General features: G+C 64.0%; 20 protein-coding genes. 18 read left to right on the plus strand and 2 right to left on the minus strand.

What is annotated here, in order from left to right; genetic code table 11:
• Positions 1-332: 332 nt before the first annotated feature.
• From IE151_RS08610 to IE151_RS08620, 3 genes are all read left to right on the plus strand, one after another.
• On the plus strand, positions 333-1,259 hold the full coding sequence (locus tag IE151_RS08610; protein ID WP_189489595.1) for a DUF2493 domain-containing protein: 927 nt from the start codon (positions 333-335) through the stop codon (positions 1,257-1,259).
• A gap of 266 nt (positions 1,260-1,525) precedes the next feature.
• On the plus strand, positions 1,526-1,966 hold the full coding sequence (locus tag IE151_RS08615; RefSeq protein ID WP_189489596.1) for a hypothetical protein: 441 nt from the start codon (positions 1,526-1,528) through the stop codon (positions 1,964-1,966).
• 597 nt (positions 1,967-2,563) lie between these two features.
• On the plus strand, positions 2,564-2,890 hold the full coding sequence (locus tag IE151_RS08620) for a DUF736 domain-containing protein (RefSeq protein WP_189489597.1): 327 nt from the start codon (positions 2,564-2,566) through the stop codon (positions 2,888-2,890).
• Positions 2,891-2,955: 65 nt separating this feature from the next.
• Here IE151_RS08620 and IE151_RS08625 read toward each other — a convergent pair whose 3' ends face one another.
• Together IE151_RS08625 and IE151_RS08630 are read right to left on the minus strand one after the other, a co-directional pair.
• Complete coding sequence (locus IE151_RS08625; protein ID WP_189489759.1) at positions 2,956-4,197, minus strand: type II toxin-antitoxin system HipA family toxin; 1,242 nt, start codon at positions 4,195-4,197, stop codon at positions 2,956-2,958.
• Positions 4,190-4,495 (minus strand): helix-turn-helix domain-containing protein, encoded by a 306-nt coding sequence (locus IE151_RS08630; RefSeq protein ID WP_189489598.1) that lies wholly within the window; start codon positions 4,493-4,495, stop codon positions 4,190-4,192. The genes IE151_RS08625 and IE151_RS08630 overlap by 8 nt, the downstream gene beginning before the upstream one ends.
• A 307-nt stretch (positions 4,496-4,802) precedes the next feature.
• Between IE151_RS08630 and IE151_RS08635 the strand changes: the two genes are divergently transcribed.
• The 15 genes from IE151_RS08635 to IE151_RS08705 all read left to right on the plus strand — a co-directional run bounded on the left by IE151_RS08635 (position 4,803) and on the right by IE151_RS08705 (position 15,529).
• Positions 4,803-5,051 (plus strand): helix-turn-helix domain-containing protein, encoded by a 249-nt coding sequence (locus IE151_RS08635; protein WP_047166147.1) that lies wholly within the window; start codon positions 4,803-4,805, stop codon positions 5,049-5,051.
• 117 nt (positions 5,052-5,168) lie between these two features.
• On the plus strand, positions 5,169-5,429 hold the full coding sequence (locus tag IE151_RS08640) for a DNA -binding domain-containing protein (protein ID WP_189489599.1): 261 nt from the start codon (positions 5,169-5,171) through the stop codon (positions 5,427-5,429).
• Positions 5,430-5,605: 176 nt separating this feature from the next.
• Positions 5,606-5,881, plus strand: coding sequence for a transcriptional regulator domain-containing protein (locus IE151_RS17715; RefSeq protein ID WP_189489600.1), 276 nt, complete (start codon positions 5,606-5,608; stop codon positions 5,879-5,881).
• A 46-nt stretch (positions 5,882-5,927) separates the two neighbouring features.
• Positions 5,928-6,371: a DUF2285 domain-containing protein gene (locus tag IE151_RS08650; protein WP_244636666.1), complete on the plus strand. Its 444-nt coding sequence runs from the start codon at positions 5,928-5,930 to the stop codon at positions 6,369-6,371.
• A 135-nt stretch (positions 6,372-6,506) separates the two neighbouring features.
• A complete protein-coding gene (locus IE151_RS08655) occupies positions 6,507-6,788 on the plus strand; it encodes a helix-turn-helix transcriptional regulator (protein ID WP_189489601.1) in 282 nt (93 codons plus the stop codon).
• A 20-nt stretch (positions 6,789-6,808) separates the two neighbouring features.
• The gene (locus IE151_RS08660; protein WP_189489602.1) at positions 6,809-7,957 is read left to right on the plus strand and encodes a replication initiator protein A; all 1,149 of its coding nucleotides are present in this window, start codon (positions 6,809-6,811) and stop codon (positions 7,955-7,957) included.
• Positions 7,954-8,607 (plus strand): ParA family partition ATPase, encoded by a 654-nt coding sequence (gene parA / locus IE151_RS08665; protein WP_189489603.1) that lies wholly within the window; start codon positions 7,954-7,956, stop codon positions 8,605-8,607. Before IE151_RS08660 ends, parA begins: the two co-directional genes overlap by 4 nt.
• Positions 8,604-8,858: a ribbon-helix-helix protein gene (locus tag IE151_RS08670; RefSeq protein WP_189489604.1), complete on the plus strand. Its 255-nt coding sequence runs from the start codon at positions 8,604-8,606 to the stop codon at positions 8,856-8,858. The genes parA and IE151_RS08670 overlap by 4 nt, the downstream gene beginning before the upstream one ends.
• Complete coding sequence (locus IE151_RS08675; RefSeq protein ID WP_189489605.1) at positions 8,855-9,376, plus strand: DUF2840 domain-containing protein; 522 nt, start codon at positions 8,855-8,857, stop codon at positions 9,374-9,376. Before IE151_RS08670 ends, IE151_RS08675 begins: the two co-directional genes overlap by 4 nt.
• Positions 9,373-9,918, plus strand: coding sequence for a S26 family signal peptidase (locus tag IE151_RS08680; RefSeq protein WP_189489606.1), 546 nt, complete (start codon positions 9,373-9,375; stop codon positions 9,916-9,918). Before IE151_RS08675 ends, IE151_RS08680 begins: the two co-directional genes overlap by 4 nt.
• A gap of 66 nt (positions 9,919-9,984) precedes the next feature.
• Positions 9,985-10,323, plus strand: a complete 339-nt coding sequence (locus tag IE151_RS08685; protein ID WP_189489607.1) for a DUF736 domain-containing protein — start codon at positions 9,985-9,987, stop codon at positions 10,321-10,323.
• 3 nt (positions 10,324-10,326) lie between these two features.
• Positions 10,327-11,103 (plus strand): lytic transglycosylase domain-containing protein, encoded by a 777-nt coding sequence (locus tag IE151_RS08690; RefSeq protein WP_189489608.1) that lies wholly within the window; start codon positions 10,327-10,329, stop codon positions 11,101-11,103.
• A 243-nt stretch (positions 11,104-11,346) separates the two neighbouring features.
• Entirely contained in the window at positions 11,347-13,086 is a 1,740-nt protein-coding gene (locus IE151_RS08695; protein ID WP_189489609.1) for a relaxase/mobilization nuclease domain-containing protein, read from the plus strand.
• Positions 13,087-13,109: 23 nt separating this feature from the next.
• The gene (locus IE151_RS08700; protein WP_189489610.1) at positions 13,110-15,092 is read left to right on the plus strand and encodes a conjugal transfer protein TraG; all 1,983 of its coding nucleotides are present in this window, start codon (positions 13,110-13,112) and stop codon (positions 15,090-15,092) included.
• 5 nt (positions 15,093-15,097) lie between these two features.
• Positions 15,098-15,529 carry a CopG family transcriptional regulator gene (locus tag IE151_RS08705; protein WP_189489611.1) on the plus strand — a complete coding sequence of 144 codons (432 nt, stop codon included), beginning with the start codon at positions 15,098-15,100 and terminating at the stop codon, positions 15,527-15,529.
• The last annotated feature ends 389 nt before the right edge of the window (positions 15,530-15,918 follow it).

A 15,918-nucleotide genomic window follows, 5' to 3' on the forward strand; every position in this document is an offset into this window, starting at 1 on the left:
AAGCGGGCGGGCGCTCGTGTTCCGTAGCGGCATACAAGAAGCCTTCTCTATTCGGCAGGGGACCGCGCCTCGGCCTTCGAGAGGGCGAGCGGCCCACAAACGGCCCGGCCGGGCAATGGCGGCGCCCGACTGATTTCCGTCGGCGGCCCGCCACCCCACGCGACTAGTCGCGTGGGGACCCCGTCTCGCCCGCCTTTACAGCGCGAAGCAAATCAGCCGGGCTTTGCCATCGAGACCCTCGCGAAAGGCTCGGGCTGCCTGGCCGGACCGCCTGCGGGCTTGTCGTCGCCATGAGGCCGCGACGGTCGCGGTCCTTGCCATCGGAGCCTGCCATGTACACCTATGACGAACGCGAACCCGATCACGCGACATCTGCCACCGGCCATGCCATCGAGGAGCTTGAGCTTTACGGCTATCGTCCGTCAGAGGACAAGCCCGATCCCCGGATCTCGCCCGAGGATCACATCATCCAGAGCGCGGTCGCTGATATTTTCGACGCCCTGATCTCCACCATGGCCGACACCAGTCTCGATTTCGACCTTGCCGAGATCCTCTGGTCGAGCGTCAATACCTTCCACCGTGCTGTCGAACGGATCGAAAAGAAGCTCGACGACAACGAGCAGGCCCAGAAGCGCCTCCAGTGCGAACAGGACGGGTCCGAGGTGAAATCCGTCCAGCTCGAGACCCTGATCGGGATCGGGCAAAGTCTCATCGAACGCCGTGACAGTCTTGAGCTTTTCCGCGAGACCGCTGCCGATATCTATCTGCGCACCCTCGGTACGCCCTGGTCGCAGCGCTCGGGTTCACGGGTCAATCATCGCCAGATGACAGCGGCCATGATCGATAGCCGGGACTTCATCGCCGCCAAGCGACGCGCTGACAATGAGGTGCTGCTACCGGCCGGCACGAAGATCGCCTTTTCGGGTGGCGAGACCACCGATCATCGATTGATCTGGGACAAGCTCGACCAGGTTCATGCCAAGCATCCTGACATGGTGCTGCTGCATGGTGGATCGCCGAAGGGCGCCGAGCGCATCGCCGCCACCTGGGCCCACAATCGCAAGGTGCCGCAGGTCGCCTTTAAGCCCGATTGGGCCAAACACGCCAAGGCTGCGCCCTTCAAACGCAACGATCAGATGCTCGGCACGATGCCGATTGGGGTCATCATCTTTCCCGGCACCGGCATCCAGGACAATCTCGCCGACAAGGCGCGCAAATTGGGCATTCCTGTCTACCGCTTCGGGACGGGCGGCGCGTGAGCGCTGCCCGCCATTCCTCAAGGCCGTCGACGAACCGGAAGCGCCTCGACGGCCTATCATGCCGGCGAAACACATCGCCTGTAGGACGATGGGCCGCCGGATCCGACCATGTCCAGGCAGAACAAGGAAGATGGCCGGACAGGGTCAGGGGATCTCTTTGATCCCTATTTGTTCTTAATGATCGCGGGCACTTCTGCTACTGTTCCGATCGCGCCGTGGAGGTGGTGGCAGGCGCACCGTCCAATCCATTGCACGGAGACACCACCATGACCTTTCTCGGTATTCTCGTCGCCATGGCCGCCATAGGCTTCATGTGCTGGCTGCTGTTCAACCTTGCCGTCTTTGCGTTGCCCTTCTTCATCGGGGTGAACGCCGGTATCTGGGCCTACGGCACCGGCGCGGGCTGGCTTGGGGCTGTTCTTGTCGGATTACTCGCTGCCGGCCTGACCTTGGCGGCAGCCCAAGGCCTGCTCATTCTGGTCCGGCCTCTATGGGCGCGGTTGCTGATCGCACTCGCCTTTGTCGCTCCGGCAGTCGTCGCCGGCTTCTACGCCACGCTCGGCATCGTCAAACATATGATGCCGTCCGAGACCTGGCAGCTCATCTTCTCGGTCATTGGCGCAATTGCCGTGGGAGTGACGACCTTCCTGCGGCTCGCGGCGAGGGCGTCTGCCGAGTCTGCTGGCACGGGCCATGCGCGCATCTAGCTGCGTGCAGAATCTGGTTGGAAGCCAGAACAGAGAGATAAACTCGCCGTCCTCAGAGATAAGGGGCGCGGGATCGGCGTAATGAACTCACATCAATCTAGTGGAGTGATGCGGCACATATCGGGAGCAGGACGGGTGGCGCGAATTTCGCGGGCACATTGCGGAACCCAGGCGGGATGAGCTCTCGCCGACTTCGATTGGGTCAAATAGCGGTACGCGTGCCAAGGACAGGGGCGACGTCACGGGCATCCGTCGCCACCGGTCTGGCTGAACTCGAATGCGCCAGACTCTGCGCTCTTCTCGTATCTTTGACCGCTCCAAACGGCCTCTTCCATGGCCTGATCTGGCCGAAGACCAGCGCGCGGCGCGCGCTTCGATCGCTTTGGCGCAACAGCGTCGTCACAACTTTCTTCCCCTGACGGCCCGCCCCATGTTCCATGGGTCCCCGGGGCGCGTCATTCCTCGCGCGAGCAAGAAAGTCCCTCCTGTGCTGTCCAGTCCCCGCAAACGGGGATGCGCCAGCGATCGTCTCCGTCCCGTCGATCGCCATCGAGGCCGCAATGGTGCGGGCTCGAAAACGGAAAACGGAGATTTGAAATGGCGACCATCGGTAGCTTCAAGAAGACCGGTTCGAACGAATTCACCGGCGAAATCGTGACCCTCAGTGTCCAGGCCAAGGGCGTGCGTATCGTTCCCGACATCCGCGCAAACGGCGAGAACGCTCCCAGCCACCGGGTCCTGGTCGGCCGCGCCGAGATCGGTGCCGCCTGGTCCAAGCGCTCGGGCGAAGGCCGCGATTATCTGGGTCTCAAGCTCGATGATCCGAGCTTCACCGCCCCGATCTACGCCAACCTCTTCGATGACGAGGAAGGCGAAGCCTACTCGCTGATCTGGTCCCGCCCCAACCCGCGCCGCGGCGACTGAAGCGCAAATGGCCTCGGCGACACAGCCGGGGCCATTTCTCTGTCAGCCGCACCAATGAACGGCGCTCAGTCCAAGAGGACAGGCATCATGGCCCTCACGTGGGCGTCGATCCGGTCCAGAACGATCGTCGGGACGGCATCACGCTCCGGCAATTGCCACCAATGCGCATCGATACGTCTGGCTGTTTCGCTGACAGTTTTCAGGACGGCGGGCTCTGGAAGCCGCGCCCGATTGGCGAAAGCCTTCCACCGCGGCAGCGTCAGTGCCTTGAACGCGCGTTCGCCGCCAAGTGACAAAGCCAGATTGTCAGCCGGGATATAGGGGACCGTCGAAAGCACGTCGTAGATCGGTGCCAGGGCGGGCGAGTTGCCGTCACCGGGATAGACCAGCGACCAGTTTTTCAGGTGCATGTCGCCATTGCCCATGACCACCGACAGGGTCAGGCGGCGGACGAACTCCAGCGCCGCTATCGGCGAGATCGCCACATTCAGCGCCGCGGCAATGTCGTGATAGGCCGCGCCTTCGTATTTCCGTGTCGGATAGATGCCGAAGACCTGAGCGAAATCCTCGATATGAATTCGTCGCGCGCCGGCGGCGCGATCGAACCGCCGGATAAGAAGGACCAGCCCCTCGGCCAGGGTCTCGAACTCTTCAGGGATGCCTTCGAACTGGTCTTTGCCCACCAGCTCGCGTTCGGGCACGTCCATGCCGATGGCTTCGGCCAGCGCGAGATTGGCGAACTCGTTCTCCGACACGCCTGGAAAGGCGGTCGAAGGAAACTTGGCGATGTACTGACCGTCGCTGTCCCCGAGCGGCACTGTCAATCCGCCGCCCTTGCCGGTGTTCTTCATCACCGAAAGCTTCATCTGCACGCCGGCGAGCGAGAAACGCGCTTTCGGCTCGCCCTCAACTGCAGCGGTTGCAGCGACGATATCTCCGTTACTCGGGATAACACGCACGGCACCCGGCAGGTCGGCACCCAGCGCGGCCAGCAGATCGAAATCATTGCCGGGCCGGACGGTCCGGACGTGATGCTTTTCCATCGCCGCGCGCAGCTTGTCCTCGGGCAGGAGGTTGGCAAAGAAGGCCGGTAAGGCGCCTGCCACCGGGCGCGGATCCTTGCGCAATCCTCCTGTTGCCGCGCGGAAGGACAAGCTCAACACGGGATGTCCTCCGCTCGCGCGGTAGGCAGGATCGAAGCTGAAGGCGTTGAAGTCGCCCGGTGTCCTGACAATCGTGCCGACCTTTACCTCGTTGAGGAGAACATCGAGAGACAGGACGGTTTCGGCGGAGCGGGCTCTATTCATCATCACCTTCCGCTTGCGGGCTGAAAGCCGGCCGGTCGTCCTCGCCCTGCGGGCTGAGCAGCGCCTCAATGGCCGGGACCATCGCCTGAGGAACCAGCATCATCTCCAGGCCAAGCGCCCTTGCAACATTGATCAGAGTCGTGGCGCGTGCCGCTGCAGCTCCGGTTTCGACGTCGCGATAGCGGGGACGGGATATGCCGGCGAGATCGGCGACCTGCTCCTGCGTCAGGCCCGCCGCTAGCCGTGCGCGCCGAAAATGGTCGCCGATCATATCCAGAGCCTCTGCTTCGGTTTTCATGTGAATCCTTTACAGATCAATTTGCTCGATTTGATCCAGAAACGTATCACAGGGCGGTCTGGAAGGCAAAAATTTGATCCGCAAACATATCTCAGTAGGATGGATTGATACGTTTGAGCGTCATTCAGTGTTCTTTGGTGGGCCAATCCCATCAGCCTTGGGCGGCCGAATCAGTCGTCCGACAACAAAGGTCAGCGACGCCATAGCTGAGGAACAGAGGCCCAATTATCGATGACTATTTGCCCAGAACGACTATTATAGTCGTAGTTCTGGAGTGCGCGCCGGTCGCAATGGGAGGTGATCATGCATGATCACCGCCCGACAGTCGCGGGCCGCGCGCGCCTTGCTGGGTTGGACACAGGAGACGCTTGCTGACAAGGCCCGTGTATCACTGACCGCGCTCAAGCGCCTCGAATCCGAAAGCGGCCTCGAGGTGTACGAAAGCACGCGCGATCAGGTCCGTCGGGCTCTCGAAGCAGCCGGTGTCGTCCTCCTGTCGACCGAGCGTGGACACGGAGTGCTGCTGGTCCATGATGGTGGTGACAAAAAGCGCTGACGGGCAAGCGGCAGACGCCGTATTCCCTCCAGGCGATATTCTCCCAAAACACACAATCCTGGAGTATCTGATGTTACCCCGCGTCCTGCAGTGGGCAGCACGCATCAGGCAATTGACATGCCCCCGATAGAACCCTTCGAGGATGCACCGCCGGTCTCCAGCGAATTAACCGCCTACGACCGTGCCCATATCAAGCTGTACATGCGACTGCTGGATGCCGCTGCCGATGGTGCCGAGTGGACCGAAGCCGTTCATATCCTGTTTGGCATCGACCCCAATCTCGAGCCGGATCGCGCGCGCCGTGTCCATGATGCTCATCTGGCGCGCGCCAAATGGATGGCGCAGACCGGTTACCGTCATCTTCTGTGGAAGCGATAGGTCTGAAGTTCGCGTCCGGCGCGGCGCACGGAGACGCGCGGGCGAGATACGGCGTTTCGCGGCCTGTCGGCAGATTTTCCGCATTGCCGGCCGCCCTGTCATGCCGCTGCAACAGATCTTGTCGTAAATAGCTCGGCGAAAAATCTGACCTGCGCTTTGCACGTGAGGAGGGACGGGTGCGACCGGACACTTCCCATTGGCGAGACGGTCGTCGCTATGAATTCTTCGACACGCTCTCAGTCGAAGGGCTCGCATGGGAATGTTTGCGGCGGTTTGAACGCTACCAGGAGCATTATGGCGAACTCGTCGCCATGAAGGCCGAAGATCATCCCTATTCAACCGACGCCCAGCGTCACTGGGGGTTGCGATTTCCCGGCTCGTCCGAGCCTTTCCGCGCTTCGTCAGGACGTCCTATGGTCGCCGCTCGCCAATCCGGCGGTCTTGCTCGCTGACGACGCTCCGGAATTTCTGCCTCCGTCACCATCTCCGTCGCCGGCCGTGTCTGCTGCCGTTCGCCCGAGTCCGGAAGGTCTTCATGCCATCCATCGCGGCGGCATCGTCGCGCAGATCCTGCTGCTGTCGGGCCGAAAAACCGATAGAGCCTCGGCCGTTATCCTGCCAATCGACGACGATCTGCCCGACCGGGTCGAGGCAGTGCTGCGGCTCTGGCAAGCGCTGAACGCGCGATCCGTTACGCGCGACGGACGCATCACGCCGTACCAGCGTCGACGTATCCGACTGATGATGCGAGCCGCCGACGGCCGGGCCAATGGCGCGACCTATCGCGAGATCGCCATCGCTCTGTTCGGTCCCGAGCGGGTCGCGGCCGAGCCCTGGAAGACCTCATCCTTGCGCGATGCCGTGATCGGGCTGATCGAAGGTGCCGGGCCGCTCATCAATGGCGGCTATCGCAAATTGCTACGGCATCGTCGCCGATCTTGAGTGCGCTTCGATGTCGGGGTGGGGATTGTTCGCCTGTTATCTTCCCCATCCACCCCGCCTGCATTCCTTCGCCACCGTGATCGCGATCCGCCGTTGCTCCGCAGCGGCGCTCGGCAACGCCACGGAGGCCCGACAATGCGACCCAATCTCGCCGCCCTGCCGCCACGCTACCTGCGCACCAAGGAAGCGGCGGTATTTCTCAGCCTTTCGGCGCGCACGCTGGAAAAGCACCGCACCTATGGAACCGGCCCGGCCTATCGGAAGCTCGGCGGGCGCGTCGTCTATTCGGTAGCTGATCTCGAAGCCTGGGCTTCGCGCGGCGCGGTTACTTCAACCTCCGATCCGCGCGGACAGGTTCTGCCAGCCAAACGGCACACGTCAGCGGCCTGTGGGTCGGCCGGTGGCATCAATCGCTGACCGTCGCGCGAGGATTACCCATGGCGATCCGGCGACGTTCCCCGTCCGAGCGCGGGCAGCTCGACCTGTTCAGAGCGCTTCCCGGTGACTTCGCACCGCGGGACGCGCAGGACCTCATGGCGTATCCATTCTTCTCGCTCGCCAAATCACATCGCATCACCCCGATCGACTTCACCGCCGGAAAAATTGCGATCCGCGTCGAGGCGGTTGCCGACCACGGCATGGCAACGATCTGGGACGCCGATATCCTGATCTGGGCTGCCAGCCAGATCGTCGAAGCGCGCGATACAGGCCTCCGCACCTCGCGGCTCATGGCGGCAACGCCCTATGAGATTCTCACCTTCATTGGCCGCGGCACCAGCCTGCGCGATTACCAGCGTCTCAAGGCAGCGCTCGACCGGCTGCAATCCACCACCATCTCGACCACGATCCGCCAGCCCGCTGAAGGGCGGCGACACCGCTTCTCCTGGATCAACGAATGGCAGGAACGAACCGACGGCGCCGGCCGCCCCGATGGTATCGAACTGATCGTGCCGGACTGGTTCTATCGCGCTGTCCTGGACGATGCGCTGATCCTGACCATCGATCGGGCCTATTTCGATCTGACCGGCGGGCTCGACCGCTGGCTTTACCGGCTCGTGCGCAAGCATGGCGGCCGCCAGAAGGGCGGATGGCGGTTCGATTTTCGTCATCTGCACCAGAAGTCCGGCTCTCTCTCGCCCTATAAGCGCTTTGCCTTCGAACTGCGCGATATCATCCGCCGTCAGCCGCTGCCCGGCTACAGGCTCTTTACCGAGATCGAGACCGGGCGCCGGGCGCTGCTCGCCTTCGAGCCATGGCCGGCCTGTGGAAAAGCTGTGGACGGCCTCGTGCTATCGGGAACCCGAACTATCGTGCCATCGGGAACCGGTGGCTCGTGCTATCAGGAACCCGATCCGGGTTTAAGGCACGGAGATCGTTCGGCAAATCGCGCCCGTAACAGAGAGTCTAACACAGAATCTAACCTTGAAGAGCGCAGGCGCGATGTTGAAAACCTCATCGCCCGCACCGGCCAGGCGCTCAGAGCGACGGCGAACCGTCGGCCGCCAACGCCATCCGATCACACATCAGAAATCCGCTTCGACACCATGCGCCCGCTGCGCGGTGAGCGTGAGGACGGTCAGCGATGATCGTTGCTCTGCTCAACCAGAAGGGCGGTGTCGGCAAGACGACACTGGCGCTGCATCTCGCCGGAGAATGGGCCGGAAGGGGGCAGAGGGTCACTTTGGTCGACGCCGATCCGCAAGGCTCGGCGCTCGACTGGTCTGAGCAGCGCGGTCATGAGGGGCTGCCGAGGGTGTTCGGTGTCATCGGTCTTGCGCGGGACACGCTACACCGGGAAGCGCCGGAACTGTCCCAGCAGGCCGATCATGTCGTCATCGATGGGCCGCCGCGTGTCGCCGGTCTCATGCGCTCCGCTCTGCTCGCCGCTGACCTGGTGCTGATCCCGGTGCAGCCTTCGCCATTCGATGGCTGGGCTTCCGCCGAGATGCTGTCGCTCATCGCCGAAGCGCGCATTTACCGGCCCGATCTCCTCTCCCGCTTCGTCCTCAATCGCTGCGCTGCGCGCACCATCCTTGGCCGCGAAACCGCCGCTGCGCTCGCCGATCACGATCCTCCGGTGCTCGTGAGCCGGATCGGGCAGCGTGTCGCCTTCGCCAGCGCTGCCCAGACCGGCCGTCTCGTTCACGAACTGGACGGCGCCACAGCCGCGGCCAATGAGATCGCAGCGCTGATTGATGAAATCGAGCGGCTCCCGCGCACACGGAGGGCGTCATGAGCGCTCGATCGCCCAGGAGCGGCTTTGCCCGCCGGCCGGCCGATCCCGAAACCTGGGTGAGAGCCGCAAAAGAGCTGCCGGCCGGTAGGGCGGACGGCGCTGCGAACACGGCGCGGCTCACCATCGATGTGACACCGGCGCAGCGCGGCCGCATCAAGATCGCGGCCTTCGAGCGCGGCATGACCGTCGCCGACATGCTGCGCGCGCTTCTGGAGCGTGAATTTCCACCCGCCGGAGACGCTGGGCAATGACCGGCTTGGCGGGACATCGAACGCTGGCAGCCGAGGGCGCGCGCTCCTCATCGGCTACAGCGCTGACCGAAGTGGAGCTGATCTGGATCGAGAAGTCGCTCGAATATTGGGTGCGGTTCGGGAATCCGGTTCAGGAGCGCATCATCGACCGCAGACGCCGTGTCCTCGGCTTTCGTCCCGGGAGCCTTTTCGCCTTCGTGCGCTGGACGGCGAATGACTATGGCACCGTCGCTTCCCATCTCGACATCCTGCGCGCGGTCGCGCCGCACGAAGCCTACCAGACCGTTCCCGCCGTCACGCCGGGCGGCGAACTTCTGCTGACAGTCTCTGCCTGGCCGAAAGTCGAGCGCGTGCTGCAGCTCATCGATGCGATCGAGGCGCGCGGCATCGACGGGGCCGATGTCGCGCCCGATCACTGGCGCCACGTTCATAACCGACTGGCGGCCGGGGAAAGCCCCCGCGTCTACACGCAAGCGCAGCACCGCGCCTGGATCAAGCGGCGGAGCATTCTCCCATGACCCGGCGCGCCATTTTCGCCTCCGCTCTGGTTTCGGTCGGGCTGGTCGTCGCCCCGGTCCTCACCGGGCACGGTCCGCGCTTCATCTGGAACGCCTCGGCCAGTGCGCCCATCGGCCTCTACGCCGTCGAGCCGGCCGACCCAATCGAAGTCACCGATCTGGTCGCGGTCCAGCCGCCAGACGCGCTTGCCGAGCTGCTTGAAGCGCGCCGCTATCTTCCGCGCGGCGTGCCACTGATCAAGCGTATCCTGGCGCTCCATGGCACGAGAGTCTGCCGCCATGGCACGGCCATTACCGCTTACGACCACCTTTATGGCCATGCCCGTGAGCGCGACCGGATGGGCCGCGACCTGCCCTCCTGGCAGGGCTGCCGCGTGATCGCCAAGCGCGATGTGTTCCTGATGAACTGGGACGCCGCCGACAGTTTCGATGGCCGCTATTTCGGGCCGCTTCCGCTTTCAGCCGTCACCGCCCGCGTCGTGCCGATCTGGACCGATGTGAATGGTGACGGCCGCTTCGAATGGCAGGCGTCAGCGCGGTGAACGCCTGTCCGCGGGCGGGCGCAATGTCCGCCCGATCGTCTTCACCGCATAGGAAAGGAAACGGCCATGCCGCAGATCGGTGAATTTACCAGGCAAAAGACCGGCTTTGCCGGGCGCATCCAGACGCTCACGCTCGACCGCGAGATCGCCATCGTCGCGGTGGATCCGGCCGATGTCGAGAACGCCCCCGACCACCGCGTCCATCTCGGCGAAGACGACACCGGCCCCGAGATCGGCGCGGCCTGGACACGCACCGGCGAGAAGGCCGGGGAATATCTCTCCATGCTGATCGACGATCCGGCTTTGCCGCACCCGATCCGCGCCGCCCTGTTCCAGAACGGCGCCGATGCGGCTTCCTGGTCGCTGCACTGGAACCGGCCGCCCAAACGCGATGCAAAGGACTGAGCGATGCCGCGCTGTCGCCTCGGGCATGGCCACTCCGGTGCGATCGGGCGTCACCGCGCCGCCCGATCCATTGCCTTCCTTCTCCTTACCGGCCTGTTCTGCAACCCGATCGGCGTCGCGGCGCAGGCGCAACCAAGTCCGCTCGCGCCGCGCGTCCTGCACGATGCATATGCCGACCATGTCGCCGAAGCTTCGCGGCGTTTCGACATTCCCGAGACCTGGATCGATGCGGTCCTGCAGGTCGAAAGCGCGGGCAATGTGCGCGCCATATCCTCGGCTGGGGCGATGGGCCTGATGCAGATCATGCCCGCCACCTGGTCGGCGCTGCGGCAGCGCCATGGCCTGGGCCGCGATCCTTACGAGCCGCGCGACAATATCCTCGCGGGGGCGGCCTATCTGCGCGCGATGTTCGATCGCTACGGCAACGTCGCGGCGATGCTGGCGGCCTATAATGCCGGGCCCGGACGCTACGATGAATATCTTTCGGCGGGTCGCGTTCTGCCCGCCGAAACGCGCGCCTATGTCGCCAAGCTCGCACCGATTCTGGGGGACGCGACGCCGTCTCACGGCGCCTCCATGCCCGCTGCGCGTCCGCCCGATTGGCGCGAGGCGCCGCTCTTTGTTGCGCGCAGCGGCAATCGACAGAGCGTTATCGGCGACGCGCCCGCTCCGCCGGACGGCAACACTCGCATCCCCGTTCCGGATGCGACCGGCGCGCCTGACCGGCGACAGCACGAGGCCATTTTTGTCACTCGAGCCGATAGCGGTGCTACGCCATGAGACGGTTTTTGCTCGATCGCACGGCATCGTGCGCCAGCGCGTCATGGCGTGCTGGCTGGCTGGGCAGGACCACAACAACCGACCGATGGCAGGATAAAAGGCCGCACAGTGTCGGCCAGGCGGTCGGTTGTTATTGCTTGGGTTTTTCTGCGATTCCGCACCTTGTGACCCGAGGGCGCAATGTGCGCGCAATGCAGGATCCTTCGTTTTTGCTCCGGTTTCCACACATTGCGAGGCCGCGTCATGTCCGATGAGCGCGAGTTCCGCATTCGTCCGGGGCGCATCCGTTCGACACGCGCTCAGCAGGCGCGGCCCTTCATTGCCCAGGCACTGGCGGCGGCCAAAGAGGCCGGGGGCGGCGTTTCGCGCTCGGGCCGGATCGTCTCGGGTAGTCGTTCGCGGTTCGGGCATGGCCAACGCGCCAGCATTCAGGCCAATCGCTTTATCACCGCCCGCTCGCGCGGGGCCGTGGTCAAGGCCCGTGTCGTGCGCCATGCCGCGCGCCGCGCATCGCTTGGCACCCACCTCGACTATCTGCGCCGCGATGGCGTCACCCGGGACGGAGAAAAGGCGCGGCTGTTCGGGCCGGACGTCGACGCGGCGGATGCCGGGACATTTGCCGAACGCTGCGGCGGGGACAGGCATCATTTTCGCTTCATCGTCTCGCCCGACGACGCGCTGGACATGGCGGACCTCAAATCCTTTACGCGCGAGCTGGCCGGACAGATGGAAAAGGATCTCGGCACCCGACTCGATTGGGTGGCGGTCGATCATTGGAACACCGAGCATCCCCATGTCCATTTGATCGTGCGTGGGGTGCGCGATGACGGCCAGGATCTTGTCATCGCGCGCGACTACATCAAGGAAGGGATGCGCGACCGGGCGCGCGATCTCATCACCCAGGAACTCGGGCCGCGAACCGAACGCGACATTCGCCGAACGCTCGAGCGCCAGATGGCTGCAGAACGCTGGACTGGTCTTGACCGTCAGCTTGTGCGCGACGGACGCGGCACCGGGATCATTGATGTCGCTCTGCGGGCTGGCGAAACGCCCGACGAGTATCGGGCGCTAAAGCTCGGGCGGTTGCGCAAGCTCGAAACACTTGGTCTGGCCGAGCAGATCGGTCCCGGCCAGTGGGCGATCGACGACAAGGCGCCAACGGTGCTGCGCGAGCTTGGCGAGCGCGGCGACATCATCAAGCGTATGCACCGCGCGCTGACCGAGCGCGGCATAGAGCGCGGTGCGGCAAGCTATGTGCTCGCCGGCGAAAGTCTGGATGCGCCCATCATCGGCAGGCTGGTCGCGCGCGGGCTCGATGATGAACTCAAAGGCACTGCCTATGCCGTGGTCGATGGCGTCGATGGGCGAACCCATCACATCAGGCTTCCCGATCTCGATGCCGCCGGTGACAGCGCACCCGGCTCCATCGTCGAGTTGCGCGGCTTCGACGATGCCAGAGGACAGCGGCGGGTCGCGATCGCGGTCCGCTCCGATCTCGATTTGCAGGCACAGGTCTCGGCACCGGGCGCGACCTGGCTCGACCGGCAGGCCTTGGCGCGCGATCCGGCTGCGCTGTCCGCGGGCGGTTTCGGGGGCGAGGTCCGCCAGGCCATGGAGGAACGCGCCGAGCATCTGGTGGGTGAAGGGCTGGCCACGCGCCAGCATCGCCGGATCATCTTCAACCGCAATCTGATCGAGACCCTGAGGCGGCGCGAACTCGACGCGCTGGGCGACAGGCTGTCGCGAGAAACCGGCCTTGCGTTCAACCGCGCGGTTGAGGGCGACTATGTCGCCGGCACCTACCGCCAGCGTCTCACGCTCGCCTCGGGCCGCTTCGCCATGATCGATGACGGGCTCAGCTTCCAGCTCGTCCCCTGGTCGCCCTCGCTCGAAAGACATCTCGGCCGCCATGTCTCAGGACTCGCCCGCGGCAATGGCGGGGTGGACTGGAGCTTCGGGCGCAAACGCGGGCTCGGCCTCTGAGAGCCACGACGAAAGGACCTGCCATGTCAGCGACGAAAATCCTCTGGGGCCAGATCCTCACCGTCTTCCTGATCATCCTCGTGACGACATGGGCGGCCACGCAATATGTCGCCTGGGAGCTCGGGTTTCAGACTCAGCTCGGAACCCCGTGGTTTCGCCTTGCGGGCTGGCCCGTCTACTATCCGCCGGCAATCTTCTGGTGGTGGTATTTCTACGAGGCCTATGCTCCGGAGGTCTTTGCCAAAGGCGGCATGATCGCCGCCTCGGGCGGGTTCATCGCCATCGCCGTCGCGATCGGCATGTCGGTTTGGCGCGCCCGCGAAGCCAAGAACGCCGAAACCTACGGGTCGGCCCGGTGGGCGAAACCGCAAGAGGTAAAGGCGGCGGGCCTGCTCGATCCTGACGGCGTGGTGCTCGGCCGTTTCGAGGGCAGCTATCTTCGCCATGACGGGCCCGAGCACGTGCTGTGCTTCGCGCCCACCCGATCCGGCAAGGGCGTCGGCCTCGTCGTGCCGTCGCTCCTGACCTGGCTGGGCTCGGCCATCGTTCACGACATCAAGGGCGAAAACTGGCAGCTCACCGCCGGCTTCCGCACGAGGCATGGCCGCGTCCTGCTGTTCGATCCCACCAATCCGAAATCGTCGGCCTACAATCCGCTGCTCGAGGTCCGCCGCGGGGAATGGGAAGTGCGGGATGTCCAGAATATCGCCGACATCCTGGTCGATCCCGAAGGCAGTCTCGAAAAGCGCAATCATTGGGAAAAGACCAGCCACGCGCTTCTGGTCGGCGCGATCCTGCACGTCCTCTATGCCGAAAAGGACAAGACTCTCGCCGGGGTTGCCGCCTTCCTTTCCGATCCCAGACGGCCGATCGAGGCAACGCTCGCAGCGATGATGAAAACTGCTCATCTCGGGGAAGCCGGACCGCATCCGGTCATCGCCAGCGCGGCGCGCGAATTGCTGAACAAATCAGATAATGAGCGCTCGGGCGTGCTTTCGACCGCCATGTCCTTTCTCGGGCTTTACCGCGATCCGGTCGTCGCGGAAGTCACGCGCCGCTGCGACTGGCGCATCGGCGATATGGTGGACGCGAAAGCTCCGACAACGCTCTACCTCGTTGTGCCTCCCTCCGACATCAACCGCACCAAGCCGCTGATCCGCCTGATCCTCAACCAGATCGGGCGCCGGCTGACCGAGGATCTCCACACCAATGGGGGCCGCCACCGGCTGCTCCTGATGCTCGACGAGTTTCCGGCGCTTGGGCGCCTGGACTTTTTCGAAAGCGCGCTGGCCTTCATGGCCGGTTACGGGCTGAAGAGCTTTCTGATCGCGCAATCGCTCAACCAGATCGAGAAGGCCTACGGGCCTAACAATTCGATCCTCGACAATTGTCATGTGCGCGTCAGCTTCGCCACCAACGACGAGCGCACCGCCAAGCGCGTGTCCGACGCGCTGGGCACCGCGACCGAGATGAAGGCGATGAAGAACTATGCCGGGCACCGGCTGTCGCCCTGGCTCGGGCATTTGATGGTCTCGCGATCCGAAACCGCCCGGCAATTGCTGACGCCGGGCGAAATCATGCAGCTTCCGCCGACGGACGAGATCCTCATGGTCGCGGGAACCCCGCCCATTCGGGCGAAGAAGGCGCGCTACTATGAGGACCGCCGGTTCACCGAACGCGTTCTGCCGCCGCCGGAGCTGGTTGCGTCCGCCGCGAAGCAGTCAGACGACTGGAGTGCTTTGCCTCTGCCGGGAAACCCACGTGCCGCGACCGAACCGGTGATGGCTGACGAGGATGAGGATCCCACCCAGTCCGAGCCCCGGCAGCAGCCGGAATTGAGCCGTGTCAGTCCGGACGAGAAGAAGGCTCCGATCGAAAACGAGTTCGACCCCTTGTCCTTTGACGGCAGCGACGATGATGCCGCCCGCAACCAGCGACTGACCCGCGTGATGCGCGGCGTCGCGCGGCAGATCTCGATGGATCCCGGCGACGGCATGGAGCTGTGAGTATCATGGTTCGCCGCAAGAAGAAGGTGCAGGTCTCGGTCTACCTCGACCCCGAGATCATGACGATGCTGGCGGACTATGCTGCCCGCCGGGACCAGTCCCAGTCGATGATCGCGGAAGCCGCTATCGCGTCCTTCCTGTCGCCCGACGCCGACGAGAGAAGAGAAGCGGCCATCGCCAAGCGGATCGACCAAGTCGACCGTCGCCTGATGCGCCTGGAGCGCGATCTCGGTATCAGCGTTGAGACTATGGCAGTCTTTATCCGCTTCTGGCTCTCCTCGACACCGGCGCTGCCCGAACCCGCCGCCCAAGCAGCGCGGGCCAAAGCGGCCGAACGCTACGATGCTTTCGTAACCGCGCTTGGGCGGCGCCTCGCGCAAGGGCCAAAACTACGGCAGGAAATCAGCGAGGACATAGATCCAGCCGAAAATAGCTGAGGGCTCTGCTCCAGCTACAAGCATAGGTCGTTCTGCCACCGGCTCGTTCTCATCAGGGGGAACTAACTCCGAATGGGCGCGCGATCCGACAGCTTCCGACCCCATTTCGGTCGTTCAATATCTCAACAGACATCCCCGCAAGCAGCCGTAGATCGCCCAGCTTCTAACGCGGTTGAATGTCAAAGGTGCAGGGCGACCCTGGGCACTTCACGCGATCAGCGTCTTAGCATCGCTGAAGTCCCTGTCGGGAAGCGACCCATCTCGGCTGTTCGCAGCAAGGATGAACCATCCCGCCAGCTGCCGTTGCAGAAAATGGTCCGGCAAGGGTTGCAAAGTTCCGGCTCCCCCTTTATCTAGTGCGCTATATAGTAGTTCATCAGAAGCCTGGT

This window comes from Limoniibacter endophyticus (assembly GCF_014652835.1).
In the GTDB taxonomy this organism is placed as follows: Bacteria; Pseudomonadota; Alphaproteobacteria; order Rhizobiales; family Rhizobiaceae; genus Limoniibacter; species Limoniibacter endophyticus.